This is a genomic window from Kangiella sediminilitoris (assembly GCF_001708405.1).
GTDB lineage: Bacteria > Pseudomonadota > Gammaproteobacteria > Enterobacterales > Kangiellaceae > Kangiella > Kangiella sediminilitoris.
The window spans coordinates 1,410,693-1,431,205 of record NZ_CP012418.1; the positions used below are offsets into that span (position 1 = coordinate 1,410,693).

General features: G+C 43.3%; 17 protein-coding genes. 11 read left to right on the top strand and 6 right to left on the bottom strand.

Translation table 11 applies throughout. The features are described 5' to 3' along the window. Positions 1–13: 13 nt before the first annotated feature. The 6 genes from secD to rmf form a co-directional block, all read right to left on the bottom strand. Entirely contained in the window at positions 14–1,942 is a 1,929-nt protein-coding gene (secD, locus tag KS2013_RS06505; protein WP_068991369.1) for a protein translocase subunit SecD, read from the bottom strand. A 53-nt stretch (positions 1,943–1,995) separates the two neighbouring features. After that, a complete protein-coding gene (gene yajC, locus KS2013_RS06510) occupies positions 1,996–2,319 on the bottom strand; it encodes a preprotein translocase subunit YajC (protein ID WP_068991372.1) in 324 nt (107 codons plus the stop codon). A gap of 49 nt (positions 2,320–2,368) precedes the next feature. Beyond that, positions 2,369–3,481 carry a tRNA guanosine(34) transglycosylase Tgt gene (gene tgt, locus KS2013_RS06515; protein WP_068991374.1) on the bottom strand — a complete coding sequence of 371 codons (1,113 nt, stop codon included), beginning with the start codon at positions 3,479–3,481 and terminating at the stop codon, positions 2,369–2,371. 8 nt (positions 3,482–3,489) lie between these two features. Beyond that, the gene (gene queA / locus KS2013_RS06520) at positions 3,490–4,545 is read right to left on the bottom strand and encodes a tRNA preQ1(34) S-adenosylmethionine ribosyltransferase-isomerase QueA (RefSeq protein WP_068991377.1); all 1,056 of its coding nucleotides are present in this window, start codon (positions 4,543–4,545) and stop codon (positions 3,490–3,492) included. Between the two features lie 116 nt (positions 4,546–4,661). Further along, a complete protein-coding gene (locus tag KS2013_RS06525) occupies positions 4,662–6,011 on the bottom strand; it encodes a TonB family protein (protein ID WP_068991380.1) in 1,350 nt (449 codons plus the stop codon). 124 nt (positions 6,012–6,135) lie between these two features. Then, positions 6,136–6,318 (bottom strand): ribosome modulation factor, encoded by a 183-nt coding sequence (gene rmf / locus KS2013_RS06530; protein ID WP_068991383.1) that lies wholly within the window; start codon positions 6,316–6,318, stop codon positions 6,136–6,138. 473 nt (positions 6,319–6,791) lie between these two features. Here rmf and KS2013_RS06535 point away from each other — a divergent pair, with 473 nt between their 5' ends. The 11 genes from KS2013_RS06535 (at position 6,792) to KS2013_RS06585 (ending at position 20,221) form a co-directional block, all read left to right on the top strand. Continuing rightward, positions 6,792–7,163: a MerR family transcriptional regulator gene (locus KS2013_RS06535; protein WP_068991386.1), complete on the top strand. Its 372-nt coding sequence runs from the start codon at positions 6,792–6,794 to the stop codon at positions 7,161–7,163. A 30-nt stretch (positions 7,164–7,193) separates the two neighbouring features. Beyond that, positions 7,194–8,354, top strand: coding sequence for an isovaleryl-CoA dehydrogenase (locus tag KS2013_RS06540; protein ID WP_068991388.1), 1,161 nt, complete (start codon positions 7,194–7,196; stop codon positions 8,352–8,354). A 225-nt stretch (positions 8,355–8,579) separates the two neighbouring features. Beyond that, positions 8,580–9,758, top strand: a complete 1,179-nt coding sequence (locus KS2013_RS06545) for an acetyl-CoA C-acyltransferase (protein ID WP_068991391.1) — start codon at positions 8,580–8,582, stop codon at positions 9,756–9,758. 44 nt (positions 9,759–9,802) lie between these two features. Continuing rightward, on the top strand, positions 9,803–10,939 hold the full coding sequence (locus KS2013_RS06550) for an acyl-CoA dehydrogenase family protein (protein ID WP_068991395.1): 1,137 nt from the start codon (positions 9,803–9,805) through the stop codon (positions 10,937–10,939). Between the two features lie 51 nt (positions 10,940–10,990). Further along, positions 10,991–12,601, top strand: coding sequence for a carboxyl transferase domain-containing protein (locus KS2013_RS06555; protein ID WP_068991398.1), 1,611 nt, complete (start codon positions 10,991–10,993; stop codon positions 12,599–12,601). A gap of 10 nt (positions 12,602–12,611) precedes the next feature. Then, positions 12,612–13,448, top strand: coding sequence for an enoyl-CoA hydratase/isomerase family protein (locus KS2013_RS06560; protein ID WP_068991402.1), 837 nt, complete (start codon positions 12,612–12,614; stop codon positions 13,446–13,448). A 10-nt stretch (positions 13,449–13,458) separates the two neighbouring features. After that, entirely contained in the window at positions 13,459–15,471 is a 2,013-nt protein-coding gene (locus KS2013_RS06565; protein WP_068991406.1) for an acetyl/propionyl/methylcrotonyl-CoA carboxylase subunit alpha, read from the top strand. Between the two features lie 14 nt (positions 15,472–15,485). Beyond that, entirely contained in the window at positions 15,486–16,427 is a 942-nt protein-coding gene (locus KS2013_RS06570) for a hydroxymethylglutaryl-CoA lyase (RefSeq protein ID WP_068991409.1), read from the top strand. A gap of 57 nt (positions 16,428–16,484) precedes the next feature. After that, a complete protein-coding gene (locus KS2013_RS06575; protein ID WP_068991412.1) occupies positions 16,485–17,189 on the top strand; it encodes a CoA transferase subunit A in 705 nt (234 codons plus the stop codon). Positions 17,190–17,200: 11 nt separating this feature from the next. Further along, positions 17,201–17,857, top strand: a complete 657-nt coding sequence (locus KS2013_RS06580) for a CoA transferase subunit B (RefSeq protein WP_068991413.1) — start codon at positions 17,201–17,203, stop codon at positions 17,855–17,857. A gap of 195 nt (positions 17,858–18,052) precedes the next feature. Next, positions 18,053–20,221 carry a S46 family peptidase gene (locus KS2013_RS06585; protein WP_068991416.1) on the top strand — a complete coding sequence of 723 codons (2,169 nt, stop codon included), beginning with the start codon at positions 18,053–18,055 and terminating at the stop codon, positions 20,219–20,221. Positions 20,222–20,513 lie beyond the last annotated feature (292 nt).

A 20,513-nucleotide genomic window follows, 5' to 3' on the forward strand; every position in this document is an offset into this window, starting at 1 on the left:
AATTCTCTCCTACCTATATTGATAACTTTTTGACGGTTCTGCCGCCATACATAAGATTCACAATACCTCTACTAACAAAGATAGCAGTGAACATCGAAGTCAAGATACCAATGAATAATGTGATGGCGAAGCCTTTAACAGGGCCGGTACCAATAGCGAAAAGAATGATTGCAGCAATTGCCGTCGTTATGTTTGCGTCAGCAATAGTTGATAGTGCCTGGGCGTAGCCCTTGTCTATTGCTTGCGCAGGACGAACGCCAGCCCTCAGCTCTTCTCGAATACGTTCAAAAATAAGAACGTTAGCATCAACTGCCATACCTACCGTTAGGACGATACCTGCAATACCCGGTAATGTCAGCGTAGCTCCCATTAAAGACATTACGCAAACAATCAGAACCAAGTTCAAGGTCAGCGCAATATTCGCAACGACACCAAATAACTTGTAGTAAAGCAACATAAAGGCTAATACCAGGGCAAAGCCAATAATTACAGACATAACCCCTTTTTCAATATTTTCTTCACCTAGCGTCGCGCCAATGGTTCTTTCTTCAACGATGAAAGTTGGTGCAATTAAAGCTCCAGAGCGAAGCTTTGTGGCTAAATCGCGCGTTTCTGCTTCAGTAAATCGTCCCGTAATCTGGAAGCGACTTCCAAAGGGACCATTAATATTTGGAGCACTAATTAAACGCTCTTCCAGTTTTGAGTCAACTAAAACGCGCTTTCCATCTTTGATATCAAAAATTGGTCGTGATTCTTTCAAAATCATCGCCAGCTGATTATTAACATTCTCAGTGGTGGTTCTGGTCATTTTTGAACCACCCTCACTATCCAAGCGAACCGAGACAATAGGTTCATTCGTCTGTGAGTCATAGGTAGCTGTTGCATTCGTTAAATGCTCACCGGAGACTTCAACTTCATTGAAAACCAGTATAGGGCCATACTCAGATTCAAATAATTTGCTATCTGGAGGGACTCTACCATTACGTGCGGCAGTTACATCCCCTTCATGATTAACCAATCTAAACTCAAGAGTTGCCGTGGCACCAAGAATTTGTTTGGCTAACGCTGAATCTTGAACGCCTGGTAACTGTACCACGATGCGATCGGCACCCTGACGCTGAATTAACGGTTCAGCCACACCCAAAGAATTTACACGGTTGCTAAGGATTAAGCGATTTTGCTCGATAGCATTATCACGTATTTCCTGTAACTTCTGCTTATTCAGAGTTCCTCTAATGACAGGTCGACCACCTTTTTCTTCAAGACTTAACTCAATTCGGTTGGAATGCTCTTGGAATAGAGCCGCGTAAGCACGCTCAGCATCTTCCTCATTACGGAAGCTTAAAAGCATACCATTTTCAATTGGCTCAACTCGGCCTCTAATGGACGGATCCTGATTCGTTAACGTATCAATAAAATCACGACGTAATTGATCTTGTTGACGCTTAAGAGCCTCTTCCATGTCAACCTGCATTAAGAAGTGAATACCACCTCTTAAATCCAAACCCAACTTCATCGGTGAGCCGCCTATACCTGCAAGCCAGTCAGGTGTAGCCGGAGCAAGATTTAAAGCAGTCACATAGTCTTGATTCTCCAGGGTAGGGTTCAGGACATCATTAGCAACTTCACGAGCTTTTAACTGATCTGCAGGTTTTGAAAATCTGGCAATTACCTTTTGCACACCCTCTGCGCCAATTGATGATGGCGTTACACTAATTGGGTTAAGCCCTTTCTCCTCCCAGCCCTGCTCTATCTGGTCTAACTGAGCTTGAGAAATAGTAGTATCACGTAAACCGGACAGCTGAACCGCTGGATCTTCACCGAAAATGTTTGGCGCCGCATACAAAAATGCCAGTGCCAAAACAAAAACGATTAATACATACTTCCATTTTGGATAGGTATTAATAGGTAATTGTTGTTGGTTTGGTTGATTGACGAACATAATTTATGCCTGTTTTTATAAGACAAAGCCCAACTAGGTTGGGCTTTAGTGCTTTATTCTTCGATAGATTTGATTGTGCCTTTTGGCAAAGTCTGAGCAATTGATGCTTTCTGGAACTTAATATCCATTTCTTCAGATAAACTCAAAACAACATAATCATCTTTAATTTTGCTGATTTTGCCAATGATACCGCCTGTGGTCATCACTTCATCGCCTTTTTCTAAAGCTGACATCATTTCTTTATGCTGCTTCATTTTTTTCTGTTGTGGGCGGATCATCATGAAATACATGATTAAAATTAAAGGAACAAACATCACAAGAAAGCTCATTAAACCGCCGCCTTGACCTGCTGCACCCGCTGCTGTTGCTAATAACATTGATAGTTACCTCTGTTTTTAATAATTAAATAACTGTTAAATCAAATAATTAGAGCTTAGGAACAGGTTTGCCCTGCCCCTCATAAAATTCTTCAACAAAGTCGGACAATTTACCTGTTTCTATAGCCTTTCGCAATCCATCCATTAAATTCTGATAGTAATGTAAGTTATGGATAGTATTTAGCTTTGCACCCAGCATCTCATTACATTTATCCAAGTGGTGCAAATAGGCTCTGCTGTAATTTTTACAGGTATAACAATCGCAAGCCTCGTCCAAAGGCCCAGTGAATGTTTTATTGTGGCTATTGCGTAATTTTACAACCCCTTTGCTGGTAAAAAGGTGTCCATTTCGTGCGTTTCGCGTCGGCATGACACAATCAAACATATCCACACCACGACGAACTGCCTCAACGATATCTTCGGGCTTACCTACTCCCATCAGGTATCGTGGCTTATCTTCAGGCATATCTGGAGTTAGGTTGTCCAGTACGTTCAACATCTCGTCTTTGGGCTCTCCAACCGATAAGCCACCAATGGCGTAACCGTCATAACCAATTTCAGTTAGCCCAGCTAATGATTCTTTGCGTAAATGAGGATACATACCACCTTGCACAATACCAAATAAGGCAGATGGGTTATCACCATGAGCATCTTTACTGCGCTTAGCCCAGCGTAGCGAAAGCTCCATGGAGTCACGTGCTTCTGACTCTGTTGCAGGATACGGTGTGCACTCATCGAAGATCATGACGATATCAGAGCCGAGTTTACGCTGCACATCCATCGCTTCTTCTGGCCCCAGAAAAACTTTCGAACCGTTTACTGGTGAGCGGAACTCAACGCCTTTCTCGGTAATTTTTCTCATTTTCCCCAGACTGAATACCTGAAAGCCACCGGAATCCGTCAGTATGGGTTTATCCCAGTTCATAAAATCATGTAAGTCGCCATGCTGTTCAATGATATCTGTACCAGGACGTAACATTAGGTGAAAAGTGTTGCCAAGAATTATTTCCGCACCGAGTGTTTTCAACTCTTCTGGAGTTAAGCCCTTAACCGTGCCATAGGTCCCCACCGGCATGAATGCAGGCGTTTGGATAGTACCACGCTCAAAGGTTAATTGGCCTCGACGTGCCTGACCATCGGTTTTATTTAAGTCAAACTTCATAATTCTTCCTAACCTGCCTTGATCTCAGGATGCTCACCCTTAAAAGGACGAGTAATAAACATGGAATCACCGTAGCTAAAGAAGCGATACTGCTCTTTTACCGCTTCGTCATAAGCATTGAATATATGCTGCTTACTGGCAAATGCACTCACCAGCATCATAAGAGTGGACTCCGGCAAATGAAAATTAGTAATCAGCGCATCAACCGATTTAAAGTCATAACCGGGATAAATGAAAATGTCAGTTTCGCCCGAGCCCGGTTGAATACCATTATCAGATGATGCGGACTCTAAACAACGGACGGAAGTTGTTCCTACCGCAATGACACGTCCACCATTTTCTCTGGCTTTTATAACTTTGTCGCAGACGTTTTGGCTCACTTCATACCATTCAGAGTGCATCTTATGTTCTAGAATATTGTCCACTCGGACCGGTGAGAAGGTACCGGCTCCAACATGAAGAGTCACAAAAGCTGTTTCAACACCTTTATCGGTAATCCTTTTTAAAAGCTCATCATCAAAGTGTAAACCGGCTGTAGGGGCGGCTACTGCGCCTTCCACTTCACTGTATACTGTCTGATAACGCTCTTTATCGGATAATTCGTCTTCTCTGTCTATGTACGGCGGTAGAGGCATATGACCCACCGCCTGCATAACGGAATTCCAGTCATTAGTAAGCAGTTTCAGTTGATACAGTGCGTTGTCTTTATTCAGAACTTCAAGCTCTGTTCCATCTTCAAGCACTAGAGTTGCACCGGGTTTAGGGCTTCGATTGGCGCGTACATGAGCAATTGCTTCTCTATCTGACTCAACTCGCTCTATCAATATTTCTACCTGTCCGCCGCTGGCTTTTCTGCCAAACAGGCGCGCTGGCAATACTCTCGTATTGTTAAAGACAAGAAGATCGTTGGGTTCAAGGAAATCAATCAGTTGGAAGAACTTGTTATGCTGGATATCACCTTGTTCACCGTCCAGGCAAAGTAATCTGCTGGCCGTTCTCTGTTCCGTTGGATAACGAGCAATCAGCTCGTCGGGTAGATTAAAAAAGAAATCTTGAAGACGCATGGTAACTCTGACCTTACGGGATCATAAGTATAAAGTGCGCATAGTTTAACTACTACCAAATAAAAGACAAGTTAAACCTTGATAAAAAAGTGGCGGATACGCCACTTGATTAAAGACTAGAATTGGGAGTTTTTGTCTCGTAGCTCCTGATATTTATCTAACTGATTTATCATCTCAAAAGGTACATTCCCCACCCTTTTCATAGCCATGTTGGCCTTAAACTGATATTTGGAGGCTGAGTCATAGTCATCCAGTCTAGCTGAAACCTCCGCTAGATATTCGTAGAACCTTATGGGACTTACCGTAGTGTTATCTTCAGATTGTTGTAATAACTGGTGAACAACCTTAAGCGGATAGCGCTCCATGTCTAGATCATCGATATATTTAGCTAGTTCAAAGGCAATTTTTGAATCACTTGATTTAACAGCTTTATCTAACCAAAAATATGCGCGCTCTTTATTACCTAAATCAAAAAAAAGTTTGGCTAATTTAAAATGAGAGCGCCCTAAATCTGCCGAAGCAGACTTTATCAACCATGCAATGGCTTTTTCCTTATCCTCAACACATCCCTTACCCTCTAAAAGATTTTGTGCCAACTCATATTGTGCGTTAGCAACCCCTTGTTCTGCGGCCCTGTAAAACCAGACCGTTGGATTAAACTCATCATTATCTATTAACTCACTCCCATACTTGGCGTAAAGATATTGTGATTTAGCGTCACCTGCTTCCGCTTTTTCCTTAAGCCGACTCAAAGCACTTTTATATCCAGCTCCACCCCTTAGCTTAAATTCTAACCTATATCTATACCGCTCTTTTACATTATGATTATCGGGGACTTCAAATCGCCAGTCTTCAACCGCAGCCAAGCTGGTCCTAACAAATGTTTTACCGGGAAACGACTCATCAACTGATATGTCGCTGGGAGTGCCACCCTTGTTGAGGAAAAAAGACAAGGTAACCCACCCTTCAAGACCTCTTAGTTGAGCCTCTCGGGGGTAAAACGCAGGCTCTTGCTTTATAGGCTTAATTCTCGGGGAATCATACTGCTCTGAGTTTAAATTCACAGGTTTATATAAAGGTTCAAGCGCAACCTTTAAGGCTTCCGTGCTAAATTTTTTGAATAGCTCACTATAGAACAAATCGGCTTTTTGTTTCTTATTTTCAGAAAGACGTTGACTTATTTCTTGTAGAAGTTCAGTTTCATTATCCGCCCCATGATCAGATAACTTAATCCAGCCATATGCTTTAACCAGATTCTTTTCAGTGCCCGAACCCTCAAGATGCAAGATACCAAGATTAAATTGAGATGCCTTATGACCAATTTCAGCCATAGATTTAAACTCATTGAAAGCTTTTTTGATTTTCCCTTCTTCATAATAAGCTACGGCATCGTCAAAGCTTGCATAGGATAGGATTGATATACTTAATAGAATAAACAGGTAAGCTATTTTTATTACAACGTTCATCAGACTCCTTTTGTATTTTTTATTATCCAAGTTCGGGCAATTATATTAACTCAAGTGGCTGAATTCAACACGGCAAGGCGTAAAAAAGCCCAGCAAGGCTGGGCTTTTCATATAATACTATTGTTTAGAGATAATGTTTTAACCCATTCTGGGTAAAAGCTTCTCGCCCTTCTCTCCACCCACCTAGCCACTCTTCTTTAGCATTTACGTCTTCATGGGGACACACTTCTTTAGATTGTCCCTGCATTGCTGCGTGAAAGCCTTTTGCATGAGCTCTTTGTAACTTATCTCGTTTCTGTCTTTTCATGAATATATACCCTTTTACATCTTAGTGTATTTAAAACAATGTGCTCTGGTATTTTTTATGTTTTAAGCATCAGTAATCGTTGAACATAAAAAAAGCCGAGAACTCATACGAGTCATCGGCTCTTAGCTTGATTTTGTCTTTAGCTGTGGTTGTGTCAACTTATGTTGCTCCATACCTGATATATGCTCAACTATCACTCACTTTACACCGATTTGAGGGTACTATGCGAGTAAAAGTTCACAGAAAACCGATAAAAATTAAACATGAAAAGCTTGCCCTTAATTGTTCATGTTTATTGTAAAATTTATTCAGTAACTTACTGAATTACAGCACAAAAACTCAATCATGCATTACGAATCAATCAGTTAGAAAACCTTCGTCACCTACCGAACAGATCGAATTCCACAGCCAAAGTTTACGTTTGCGTAAAGGTAAGGTAAAATATTCGGGTTATTTTATAGAGAATCACGCTCATGAATGAGGAAAAAACAGAATACAGCATTAGCGATCTGGCAAAGGAGTTCGGGATAACCTCCCGATCGATTCGCCACTACGAGGATGAAAATCTTATAACCCCGTCCCGGCGCGGTGTTCATCGTATCTACAACAACCGTGACCGAGTTCGCTTGCAACTGATTTTGAGGGGTAAGCGCTTAGGCTTCTCCTTAGCTGAGATAAAAGAGATTATTGATCTTTATGGTATGGAAGGTGAGCAGAAACAGACCGAACGATTACTGGAACTGATTAGTTCTCGTCGTGATTCACTGAACCAACAGTTAAGAGATATTAAATACCTGCTGAAAGAATTCGATGTTCTTGAGGCCAAACTTATTGCAAATAGATAGTTATTCTAGAGATTTAACAGAGGAATCCAAATGTATCCATCACTCAACTTCGATTTAGGTGAAACTGCGGACATGATCCGTGAGATGGTCAGTAATTTTGCGCAGAAAGAAATTGCTCCAATCGCTGAAAAAACAGATGAAGAAAACCTTTTCCCACACGAAATGTGGAAAAAACTAGGTGATTTAGGCCTGCTAGGTATCACTGTCGAGGAAGAATACGGTGGTTCTGGGATGGGTTATCTTGAACATATCGTTGCAATGGAAGAAATTAGCCGTGCCAGCGCATCAATCGGCCTAAGCTACGGTGCCCATTCAAACTTGTGTGTTAATCAGATTCGTCGTAACGCTTCTGAAGAACAGAAGAAAAAGTACCTTCCGAAACTTTGCTCCGGTGAGCATGTTGGCGCCTTGGCGATGTCAGAGCCAGGAGCAGGTTCTGATGTAGTTGGAATGAAATTAAAAGCTGAACTTAAAGGTGACCACTACGTTCTAAACGGTAATAAAATGTGGATTACCAATGGTCCAGAAGCTGATGTTTTGGTGGTTTACGCTAAAACCGATATGGAAGCGCATTCAAAAGGGATTACAGCTTTTATTATAGAAAAAGGTATGAAAGGCTTCCGCACGGCACAAAAGCTGGACAAGCTGGGCATGCGTGGCTCCAACACTTGTGAATTAGTTTTCGAAGACTGTGAAGTACCTGTCGAAAACGTCATGGGTGAAGTTAACGAAGGTGTTAAGATTCTAATGAGTGGCCTGGACTACGAGCGTGCAGTATTAGCAGCGGGTCCTTTAGGTATCATGAGAGCCTGTATGGATGTGGTATTACCTTACATGCATGAGCGTAAACAATTTGGAAAACCAATTGGTACTTTCCAATTAATGCAGGGTAAGGTTGCTGATATGTACACTATTATGAACGCCAGTCGCTCTTACGTTTACGCCGTAGGTAAAGCATGTGACCGTGGTGAAACAACTCGAAAAGACGCTGCAGCGGCGATTCTTTATGCTGCTGAAAATGCGACTAAGCTTGCTCTGGATGCAATTCAGGCACTGGGCGGAAACGGTTACATCAATGAATACCCAACGGGCCGATTGCTGCGTGACGCCAAACTATATGAAATTGGTGCCGGCACTTCGGAAATTCGCCGTATGCTAATTGGTCGCGAGTTGTTTAACGAAACCGCTTAATTTTTTTACTCAGTACCTTTGGCGGTACAAGAGAATCATGGTTGTACCCGGGAACAATTCAATCTCGGGCACACAATTTACATTCACATTGAAAAGAAGTGAAGCTGCAGACTAGACAAAGTATCGATATCGCAATTGCCAGTGCACAATAAGTACATAAGCAGATTTGCGAACGCTCTACCGAATCGTCAGCCAGCATAGTCACTTCAGGAAGGAAAAAATATTATGTCAGACCCAATCGTAATTGTTTCAGCAGCACGAACCCCTATGGGCGGCTTTGGTGGCTCATTATCAACAGTAAAATCAACGGAGCTTGGCGCCAATGCAATTGCAGCAGCGGTTGAGCGAGCCACTTTAAAACCAGAAGACATTCAAGAAGTGATCATGGGTTGTGTGCTACCAGCAGGTGTTGGCCAGGCCCCGGCTCGTCAAGCGTCTTTAGGTGCTGGCATACCAAAATCAACTGGCGCTACTACTGTTAATAAAGTATGTGGTTCCGGCATGAAAACGATCATGCTAGCTCACGACCTGCTTAAAGCTGGTACTAATGACGTCATGGTTGCAGGTGGTATGGAAAGCATGAGTTTAGCGCCGTATCTACTACCAACTGGTCGTTATGGTCAACGTTTCGGTCATGGGAAAACACTCGACCATATGGCTTTTGATGGTCTTGAAGATGCTTACGAAGGTCAGGCAATGGGTGTTTACGCTGAGCAGACAGTAGAAAAGTATGGTTTCACACGTGAAGACCAGGATAACTTTGCTATTGAATCCCTTGCCCGTGCCAACAAGGCAATTGAAGATGGCTCATTTAAAAATGAAATCACACCCGTCACTGTTAAATCACGTAAAGGGGATACGGTTGTTGATACTGATGAACAACCACTGAAAGCTCGCCCAGACAAGATTCCAGCATTGCGCCCTGCTTTTAAAAAGGACGGTACCGTAACTGCTGCAAATGCGAGTTCTATTTCTGATGGAGCAGCAGCTGTTGTTATGATGCGTCAATCAGAAGCCGAGAAGCGTGGTCTAAAACCTCTTGCAAAGATTCATGCGCATTCGACAAACGCCAGAACTCCTGCTGAGTTTACAATTGCTCCAGTTGGCGCAATTGAAAAAGTATTGGATTCAGCTGGATGGACAAAAGATGACGTTGATCTGTTTGAAATCAATGAAGCATTTGCCGTAGTGACAATGGCAGCGATGAAAGATCTTGAGCTAGACCATGCGAAGGTCAATGTTCACGGTGGTGCCTGTGCGCTTGGCCACCCAATTGGCTGCTCAGGTACTCGTATTGTTGTGACATTATTGGAAGCACTGCGTAAATACGGCAAGTCTAAAGGTATTGCATCCCTTTGTATCGGTGGTGGTGAAGCGACAGCTTTAGCAGTTGAACTGCTATAAAGTTTAGCAAGCTTCGCGAAAACTCATTTTAGGAAGAACTATTTATGATTCTTACTGAAGAACAAACAATGATTCAGGACATGGCTCGAGGCTATGTCCGTGAACATATTGCTCCTTTTTCTGAAGAATGGGACAAGAATAAAACCTTTCCAGCCGAGGCCCTGCAGGGCCTTGGCGAGCTAGGCTTCTACGGTATGCTGGTTCCCGAACAATGGGGCGGCAGTGAGATTGGTTACACTGCAGCGGCACTGGTACTGGAAGAAATTGCTGCTGGCGACGGAGCCTGTTCAACAGTTATTTCAGTCACCAATTCAGTTGGCTGTATGCCGATCTTAAATTTTGGCACCGATGAGCAAAAAGAGAAGTTTCTTAAACCTCTGGCTTCCGGCCAAAAGCTAGGCGCTTTTTGCCTAACTGAGCCTCATGCTGGCTCAGATGCGGCCGATCTAAAAACCAAAGCAGTCAAAGATGGCGATCATTATATCCTGAATGGCGTTAAGCAATTTATAACATCTGGGAAAAATGGTGATATCGCTATCGTATTTGCAGTAACCGACCCAAGTGCAGGCAAGAAAGGTATCAGCGCTTTCGTGGTACCTACCGATACTCCTGGCTATATTGTTGCTAACGTAGAAGATAAGATGGGTCAAAACGCTTCTGATACAGCTCAAATCGTTTTTGAGGACTGTAAAATACCTGCTGAAAACCTGCTGGGTAAAGAAGGCGAAGGTTACAAGATTGCTCTCTCAGGTCTTGAAGGTGGTCGTATAGGAATTGCCGCCCAGGCTGTAGGTATGGCACGAGCAGCATATGAATATGCACTCCAATATGCCAAAGACCGTACTTCTTTTGGTAAGCCTATTTTCAAGCATCAGGCGGTACAGTTTAAGTTAGCTGATATGGCGACCCAGGTTGATGCCGCACGTAACATGGTTCTTAACGCAGCTCAATTACGCGATGCGGGAAAGCCTTGCTTAAAAGAAGCCTGTATGGCGAAATTGTTCGCGTCTGAAATAGCAGAAAAAATATGCTCTGATGCGATTCAAGTCCTTGGCGGCTATGGTTACCTCAAGGACTACCCTGTCGAAAGAATATACCGCGATGTTCGTATCGCACAAATTTATGAAGGCACCAGCGAAGTACAGAAAATGGTTATCGCACGAGCGATTGGCTCTGAATAAAATCGTGCTTTGGAAACTATGGCTAATAAGATTTCATACTAAGGATTCAAAATGCCAGTAATTAAATCTTCAATAAATTCGCGAAGTGCGTCATTCATTGAAAACTCTGAAGCAATGAGCGCTTTAGTGGATGACCTACGCGATAAAATGGAATACATCACCCAGGGTGGTGGACCAAAATATCAGGAAAAACATCTGTCACGTGGCAAACTGTTACCGCGAGACCGTGTACGCAAGCTTTTAGATGTAGGCTCTCCATTCCTGGAGATCTCACAGATGGCGGCATGGGACATGTACGATAACAAGGTTCCCGCTGCTGGCTTGATAGCTGGTATAGGACGTGTATCAGGTGTCGAATGCATGATCGTAGCGAATGACGCTACAGTTAAGGGTGGTACTTATTTTCCCGAAACGGTAAAAAAACATTTACGAGCTCAGGAAATTGCCGAAGAAAATAACCTTCCATGTATTTACCTGGTTGATTCAGGCGGTGCAAACCTGCCACAACAGGATGAAGTCTTCCCTGACAAAGACCATTTTGGTCGTATTTTTTATAATCAGGCTAACATGTCAGCTAAAGGCATTCCTCAGATTGCCGTGGTCATGGGCTCATGTACGGCTGGCGGCGCTTATGTACCTGCAATGGCTGACGAGTCAATTATCGTTAAGGAGCAAGGCACCATTTTCCTTGGTGGCCCACCACTAGTTAAAGCAGCTACCGGTGAAGTTGTATCAAGTGAAGAATTGGGCGGTGCCGACGTTCACTGTAAAACATCTGGCGTAACGGATCACTATGCGGTTAATGATGAGCATGCATTGAAATTGGCAAGACAGGTAGTTTCTAACCTGAACCGTAAGAAGGAACCATTTGTTACGGTCAAGAAGCCAGTAGAACCTCTCTACCCTGCTGATGAACTGTATGGTGTCATTAATAAAGATCCACGTAAACCGTTCGACATCAGAGAAATCATTGCTCGGATCGTTGATGGCTCAGAACTTGATGAGTTCAAAGCAATGTATGGCACAACCCTGATCTGTGGCTTCGCCCGCATTCATGGTTATCCTGTTGGTATTGTGGCTAACAACGGAATTCTATTCTCTGAATCAGCACAGAAAGGTGCACACTTCATTGAACTCTGTTCACAGAGAGGCATTCCATTGGTTTTCCTTCAAAACATTACTGGCTTTATGGTGGGTAAAAAATACGAAAACGAAGGTATTGCTAAACACGGTGCCAAAATGGTTACAGCAGTAGCCTGCGCAAAGGTTCCAAAGTTCACCGTTATCGTTGGAGGCAGCTTCGGAGCTGGCAACTACGGTATGTGTGGTCGAGCTTATAGTCCTAAGTTCTTATGGATGTGGCCAAATGCTCGTATTTCTGTAATGGGAGGCGAACAGGCTGCAAATGTTCTGGCTCAGATCAAACGTGACAACTTCGAACGTCGTGGCGAAAAAATGTGGTCGGAAGAAGAAGAAAAAGCCTTTAAGAAACCGATTGAAGACCAATACGAAAAACAAGGCCACCCTTACTATTCAAGTGCACGACTATGGGATGACGGTATTATCGATCCTGCGGACACTCGTATGGTTTTAGGCCTGGGCTTATCGACTGCAATGAACAAAGAAGCCGAAGAAACAAAATTCGGCGTCTTTAGAATGTAAGGTGATGAACATGAGTGAAGCACTTAACATTTCAATTGATACTAAAGAGCTGGGGTCCGAAGGTCGGGGCGTAGGTAGAATCACGCTGACTCGTGGTGAAATACACAATGCTTTTGATGATCAATTGATAGAAGATTTAACACAAGCATTTCGCCGGCTGGAAGCAAACCCAAGTGTTGAAATAGTTGTTCTGCAGGCTGAGGGAAAAAGTTTTTCGGCAGGCGCAGACCTAAACTGGATGCGTCGCATGGCTGACTATACCTGGGAAGAGAATTATAAAGACTCCCAAGGTCTGGCCGCTCTAATGCATACGATTTACACCCTTAAAAAGCCGACCGTTGCGGTAGTTCAAGGCGCAGCATTTGGCGGCGGGGTTGGATTGGTCGCCTGTTGTGATATCGTCATCGCATCAGAGCGTGCAAGCTTTTGCCTATCCGAAGTAAAATTGGGTCTTATTCCAGCTGTGATTAGCCCATATGTGGTTAAGGCAATTGGAGAGCGCCAGGCACAACGCTATTTTTTATCTGCTGAGCGATTTAAAGCTCCCCAGGCAAAAGAGTTTGGCTTGGTTCACGAGGTAGTTAAAGAAGATGAACTACATAGCAAGGCTGATGAAATGATAACCGGCTTACTAGCCAATGGTCCACAAGCCGTGCGTGCAGCAAAAGATTTGATAAAAGCTGTTGCTGGCAAAGCAATAGACCAGAATGTATTGGACGAAACAGCTAAGCGTATCGCTGATATTCGTGCCAGCGAGCAAGGCAAAGAAGGTCTTAATGCATTTCTAGAAAAGCGCCCTGCTGATTGGTCAGTCGGTTCAGGCGACACTGAAAACAGCGACAGTTAAGGAAGCATTTATGTTTACAAAAATATTAATTGCAAACCGTGGTGAAATCGCCTGTCGTGTGATTCAGACCGCGCAAAAACTCGGCATTCGTACAGTTGCCGTATATTCTGAAGCAGATAAAAATGCTCGTCATGTGGCTATGGCAGATGAGGCAATATATCTTGGGCCAGCCCCAGCAAAAGATTCATACTTAAAGACAGACCTAATCATTAAAGCTGCAAAGGATACTGGCGCGCAAGCTATACATCCCGGTTACGGTTTTCTTTCAGAAAATGCTGACTTTGCAAAAACTTGCGCCGATAATAATATTGAATTTATAGGTCCACCAGAAGGCGCGATAATTGCCATGGGCTCTAAATCTGCGGCCAAAGAAATTATGGAAGAAGCTGGCGTACCTTTGGTGAAGGGTTATCACGGCGAAAATCAGGATCCTGACTTTTTAAAATCACAGGCTGATGATATTGGCTACCCAGTAATTATTAAAGCTACTGCTGGCGGTGGTGGTAAGGGTATGCGGATCGTATGGAAAGCTGAGGAGTTTGAATCGAGTTTAGCATCATGTAAACGAGAGTCAGCAGCATCTTTTGGTGATGATAAAGTACTGGTTGAGAAGTATATAACCAAGCCACGCCATGTGGAGATTCAGGTATTCGCTGACAAACATGGCAATGCAGTCCACTTATTCGAACGTGACTGCTCTGTTCAACGTCGTCACCAGAAAGTTATCGAAGAGGCCCCTGCTCCGGGAATGTCAGAAGATAACCGTCAACAAATGGGTGAAGTTGCAATTCGGGCAGCGAAAGCGATTGGCTACGTAGGAGCTGGAACCGTTGAGTTCCTCTACGATGAAGATGGGTCATTTTATTTCATGGAAATGAATACACGTCTTCAGGTAGAACATCCGGTAACTGAAAAAATCACGGGACAGGATCTGGTCGAATGGCAGCTAAAAGTAGCTTCCGGTCAGGAGTTACCTGAAGAGCAAGAAAACCTAAGTATCAATGGCCATGCTTTTGAAGTCCGTATCTACGCAGAAGACCCTAGACAGGACTTCCTCCCTGCAACAGGTTCTCTTTTGCATTTAAACACACCTGAAGAAAGTGAACATATCCGAATTGATACAGGTGTTCGCCAAGGTGATACCGTTTCAGTCCATTATGACCCAATGATCGCTAAACTTATTGTCTGGGATCATGATCGTAATGCAGCACTGGCTCGTTTACGTGGCGCGCTTGCTCAGTATCAAGTAGTAGGTTTAACAACCAATGTTGAATTTCTATCAGCCTTAGCAAGCAACCAAGCTTTTGAAGACTGTGACCTCGACACTAACTTTATTGAGCGCTTCAAAGATGAGTTAATCTTAGAAGATGCTCCAGCCGATGAAGATGCCCTCGTGGCTGCAACCGTATATCAGTTAGTTCAACGTCAACAAACAGCAAAAGAATCAGCCCTTAAAAGTGCAGACCCTTACTCACCTTGGAATCAAGTGAGCGGATGGCGACTCAATACAGATAATCACCATGCTTTCGAGTATTTGGATTATGTTGACAGTATCCCAAATGACGTAGTCGTTACGACACACTTCAGAGGTGATGAATACCTACTTGAATTACCTGAGAAGGAATTAAAGATTCATACCGCTGAGTTAAATGGTAATAACTTACGTCTCGATGCTGCTGGAAAACGGTTTAATGCAACTGTCGTCGATGACGACAAAAACCTGCATGTCTTTGTTAATGGAAACTACCAGATTTTGGAGAAAGTTGAACGCGGACAGGCCGGTGAATCGGAAGAAGCTGGTGGTAGTTTAACAGCACCTATGCCGGGTACTGTCATTGAAGTAAAAGTTTCTGAAGGCGATACAGTGGAAGCCGGACAACCACTGATCATTCTTGAAGCCATGAAGATGGAGCATACGATCAATGCCCCAACCGCAGGCACCGTTGCAGAAGTACTATACGGAGCTGGCGATCTGGTGAATGATGGTGCTGAATTGTTAATCCTCGACGCTGGTGAAGACTAATACCGGAGACAATAATGGTTCTAGTAGACGATCATATTGAACATTTACCAAACGAGGTCCGCATCGTTGAGATGGGCCCTCGTGACGGACTGCAGAATGAAAAGCAACCAGTACCGACCGAAGTTAAAGTTGAACTGATCAAACGTTTAATTATAGCTGGCGAAAAAGATATTGAAGCAACTGCATTTGTTTCTCCTAAATGGGTTCCTCAAATGGCTGATCATCACGATATGATGCAAGCCATTAAGCCTATCAAAGAGGCCAATCCAGATGTCACTTTCCCAGTTTTAACTCCAAACCTTAAAGGTTTTGAAGGCGCGTTAGCAGGTCATGCTGAAGAGGTAGCTGTATTTGCGGCGGCTTCTGAAGGTTTTTCTCAGAAAAATATCAATTGCTCTATTGCTGAATCAATAGAGCGCTTCAAGCCTGTGGTTGAAGCGGCAAAGAAACATGACATCAAAGTTAGGGGTTATGTGTCATGTGTTCTTGGTTGCCCTTTTGACGGTGACATTGCTCCTGGACAGGTAGCAAAAGTTGCTAAAGATTTATACGAACTCGGTTGTTATGAAATTTCCTTAGGTGACACTATTGGTGTTGGTACACCGGCTAAAGCCAAGGCAATGATAGAAGCAGTTTCTAAGGTTGTACCCGTAGACAAGCTTGCCTGCCATTTCCATGATACCTATGGACAAGCGCTGGCAAATCTATATGCTTGCTTAGAGCTTGGGGTTTCAACTATTGATAGTTCCGTAGCAGGATTAGGTGGCTGTCCTTATGCGCCAGGAGCCACTGGTAACGTAGCAACGGAAGATGTCGTATACATGCTTAATGGTTTAGGTATTAAGACAGGTATCGACTTAGATAAATTAATTGATGCGGGAGTTTACATTTCCGATCATTTAGGACGCAAACCAGTATCGCGTGTTGCGAATGCTGTACTTGCAAAAAGACAATAGCGAAGTTTTTACCAATCGCGTCAAACAAATACTCTTAAAATATGACGAGGAATTAAAATGTCAGGTTTTAATAAAGTCGTAAATAGTTACGAAGAAGCACTCGAAGGCTTCAAAGATGATATGACCGTCATGGTCGGCGGTTTCGGTCTTTGCGGGATTCCCGAAGGCCTTATCGAACAAGTTTATAATATGGGCAACAAAGGCCTTACAGCTATTTCCAATAACGCAGGTGTTGATGGATTTGGTCTAGGCAAATGGTTAGAAAAGCGTCAAATCAGTACAATGATTGGCTCTTATGTGGGTGAAAATGAACTCTTCGAGAAGTTATTGCTTTCCGGGGAAATGGAAGTAATTTTAACACCTCAAGGTACACTCGCAGAAAAGATACGTGCGGGTGGTGCTGGTATTCCTGCTTTCTTTACAGCCACAGGTTTCGGTACCAAGGTAGCAGAAGGAAAAGAGACCCGTAATATTGATGGCCGAGACTATGTTCTTGAGCCTTCGTTAACTGCTGACTTTGCACTGGTTAAGGCATGGAAGGCAGATACCATGGGTAACTTGATCTTTAATAAAACAGCCATGAATTTCAACCCTATGATGGCAACGGCAGGTAAGATTACCGTAGCGGAAGTCGAAGAAATTGTAGAACCTGGTGAGCTGGATCCAAACTTTATCCATACACCGGGTATCTATGTCCAGCGCGTTATCAAAGGCGAGAAATTTGAAAAACGTATTGAACAACGAACCATTAAGCAATCATAAGGAGCGCAATCATGGCACTATCACGTGAACAAATCGCCATGCGAGTGGCGCAAGAACTAGAAGATGGTTTCTATGTTAACCTGGGTATTGGTATCCCTACCCTAGTGGCAAACTATGTTCCCAAGGGCGTCGAGGTAATGATGCAGTCGGAGAATGGTTTGCTTGGAATGGGAGAATTTCCAACTGAAGAAACTATTGACCCTGACTTAATCAATGCGGGTAAACAAACAGTGACGGCTGCTACTGGTGCAGCATTTTTCTCTTCAGCAGAAAGCTTCGCGATGATCCGGGGAGGTCATGTTGACCTTACGGTATTAGGTGCTTTCGAAGTTGATCAGGAAGGTAATATTGCTTCCTGGATGATACCTGGAAAATTAGTTAAAGGTATGGGTGGCGCTATGGACTTGGTCGCTGGTGCTGAAAATATTATCGTTACAATGACTCATGCTAACAAGCACGGCCAGTCAAAGATACTCAAAAAATGTACGTTACCACTTACCGGTGCTCAGTGTATTAAACGTGTTATCACCGAGTTAGCTTTGATGGAAATCAAAGACGGTGCATTCCATCTTATCGAAAGAGCTCCGGGTGTTTCTGTTGAAGAAATAAAAGAGAAAACTGAAGCAAATCTAGTGGTACCGGACAACGTCCCAGAAATGAACGTATAATTCATTTAAGCATTTAAAGGCTCTGTTGCAAGCTTGTAGCAGAGCTTTTTTAGCTCTCCAAAACAAAACTCCTTAGCTGCAACACTTATTTACACTTTACTACCCTCCTGTACTAGAAATTGTAGCCTATCCCTTTATATTGTCTGCTGAAAAAAATTTTTACATGAGCATGCAATAACATTTCAGGGGACTTCCATGAAAAATATATTTTTAGCTGGGGCCTTATCAATAGCCACAACAGCTTCTCCACTAATGGCAAATGAAGGTATGTGGCAACCAAGCCAGCTTCCAGAAATAGAAGACCAATTAGAGGACGCAGGTCTAGAGATTGATCCAGATAACTTAAGCAAGCTGACAGAATTTCCGATGGGTGCCGTTATCAGTTTAGGGGGCTGTACGGCTTCCTTCCTATCTCCAAAGGGGTTAGTAGCAACAAACCACCACTGTGCTTACGGCAGCATTCAGTTCAATTCTACTGCCGAGAATAACTTGCTTGAAAAGGGATTCCTAGCTGATAGTTTTGAAGAGGAACTCCCCGCAGCACCAGGCTCACGCGTATATGTCACCACTGAATTAACGAACGTAACAGATGCCATTAATGACGGTCTCACCAGCGAAATGTCAGGCATGGAGCGTTATAAAGCAGTTGAGAAGAAAGAAAAGTCACTAGTCGCTGGATGTGAAGCTGAAGATGGTTTTCGCTGTAACGTTTACTCTTTCCATGGGGGACTTGAGTATTTCCTGATTAAACAAATGGAAATACGTGACGTTCGACTTGTCTATGCTCCCTCTTCTCACATTGGCAAATATGGTGGAGATATTGATAATTGGATGTGGCCACGTCATACCGGTGATTTCTCTTTCTACCGAGCTTATGTCGGTAAAGATGGAATGCCTGCTGACTTCTCTGAAGACAATGTCCCATATGAGCCTGAGCATTACCTGAAAGTAAATGCTAATGGCGTGTCAAAGGGAGACTTTGTCATGGTGACCGGCTATCCTGGGAGAACCAACCGCTACCGTACTAGTGCTGAAGTGAAAAATCAGTTTGAATGGCGCTACCCTACTTTCCGTAATGTTTTACATAAATACATCTCTATTATTGAGGAAAATGCACCGGAAGGAAGCGATGCCAGAGTTAAATATGCGAGTACGCTTGCAGGTTTAAATAATGCAGAGAAGAACTGGGGAAGCATGATTGAGAGCTATGGTAAAGGTGATTTACTGGAGCGTAGGCAGCAACTGGAAGCAGAACTTGAAGCGTGGTTGTCGGACAATCCAGAAATGAATGAAAAGCATGGCGACGCCTTAGCTGAACTTGATGCCTTAATTAAAGAAAACCTTAAAGACCAGGCTGTTGAGATGAAGAAATGGGGTATGAACCGTGACACCCTGACAGCTACCGCATCTAGACTTTACCGCCTAGCTATTGAAAGTGAAAAACCCGATGCGGAACGCGAGCCAGGCTATCAGGAAAGAGATATTACTCGCATCAAAGAAGGCTTAAAGCGGATGAATCGACGCTGGGATGCAACGGTTGAAAAAGCACTGTATAAGCATTTTGTCGCAGAATATGCAGGGCTTCCGACCGAAGACCGTATGCAAAGTTATGATACGTTTATGGGTATTGATTCCACCTTTAATGTCGATAAATTTAATGCCAGGGTTGACTGGATGTTTGCTGAAACAAAACTGACTGATGAGCAGGCTCGCTTGAACTGGATTGGTCGCTCTGTTGATGATTTCAAGCAATCACAAGACCCTTTCATTCAGTTGGCAGTAGCGGTTTATGATGAAAAACACCAGAAAGAACTGGATGATAAAGAGCAATCAGGTAAATTTAAGAAGTTACGCCCCCAATACATGGCAGCAATTATTGACTTCTATAAGTCTAAGAACATGCCGGTTTACGCTGATGCTAACAGCACACTTCGAGTAACCTATGGCAACGTTAAAGGATATTCACCAGAAGATGGCATGTTCGCTACACCTTTTACCACTCTTGAAGGCCTTGCAGCTAAGCATACTGGTGAGGCACCTTTTAATTCACCACTAGAACAGCTCGACCTGATAAAAGATAAGAAGTATGGGGACTACGAAGATCCAGCTCTAAATAGCGTCCAGGTAAACTTTTTATCAACGGTTGATACTACCGGCGGTAACTCTGGCTCACCTACAATGAATGCAGAAGCGCAATTTGTTGGCCTTTTATTTGATGGCGTCTATGAATCGATAATTGGAGACTGGGACTACAACCCTGACCTGAACCGCTCGATTCATGTAAGCAGTGCTTATATGCTGTGGGTGATGGAGCATGTAGATGGAGCTCGTAACTTAATAGAAGAAATGGATGTTGTAAGATAAATTATTGATTGTTTATTAAAAAAGGAGCAGCTTTAGGCTGCTCTTTTTTTATGTATTAATTCTAAACAAATTAACCAGCCTCAAATCAATACTGACAGCTCCTATCTGCAAGGCTCTTATCCCCAAATCATAACTTCTTCGATAGCTTTTATCGGAGCCAAGACAATATATTCACCTTATAGCGGAGCCTAAATGCAGCTACTATAATCAAGGCTATAATAATCCCTGCCCATCGAAGGAACTGCTATCCTTTTGGCTTCGTTCAATCCCGAACAGATGCTTGAAAGTGGTT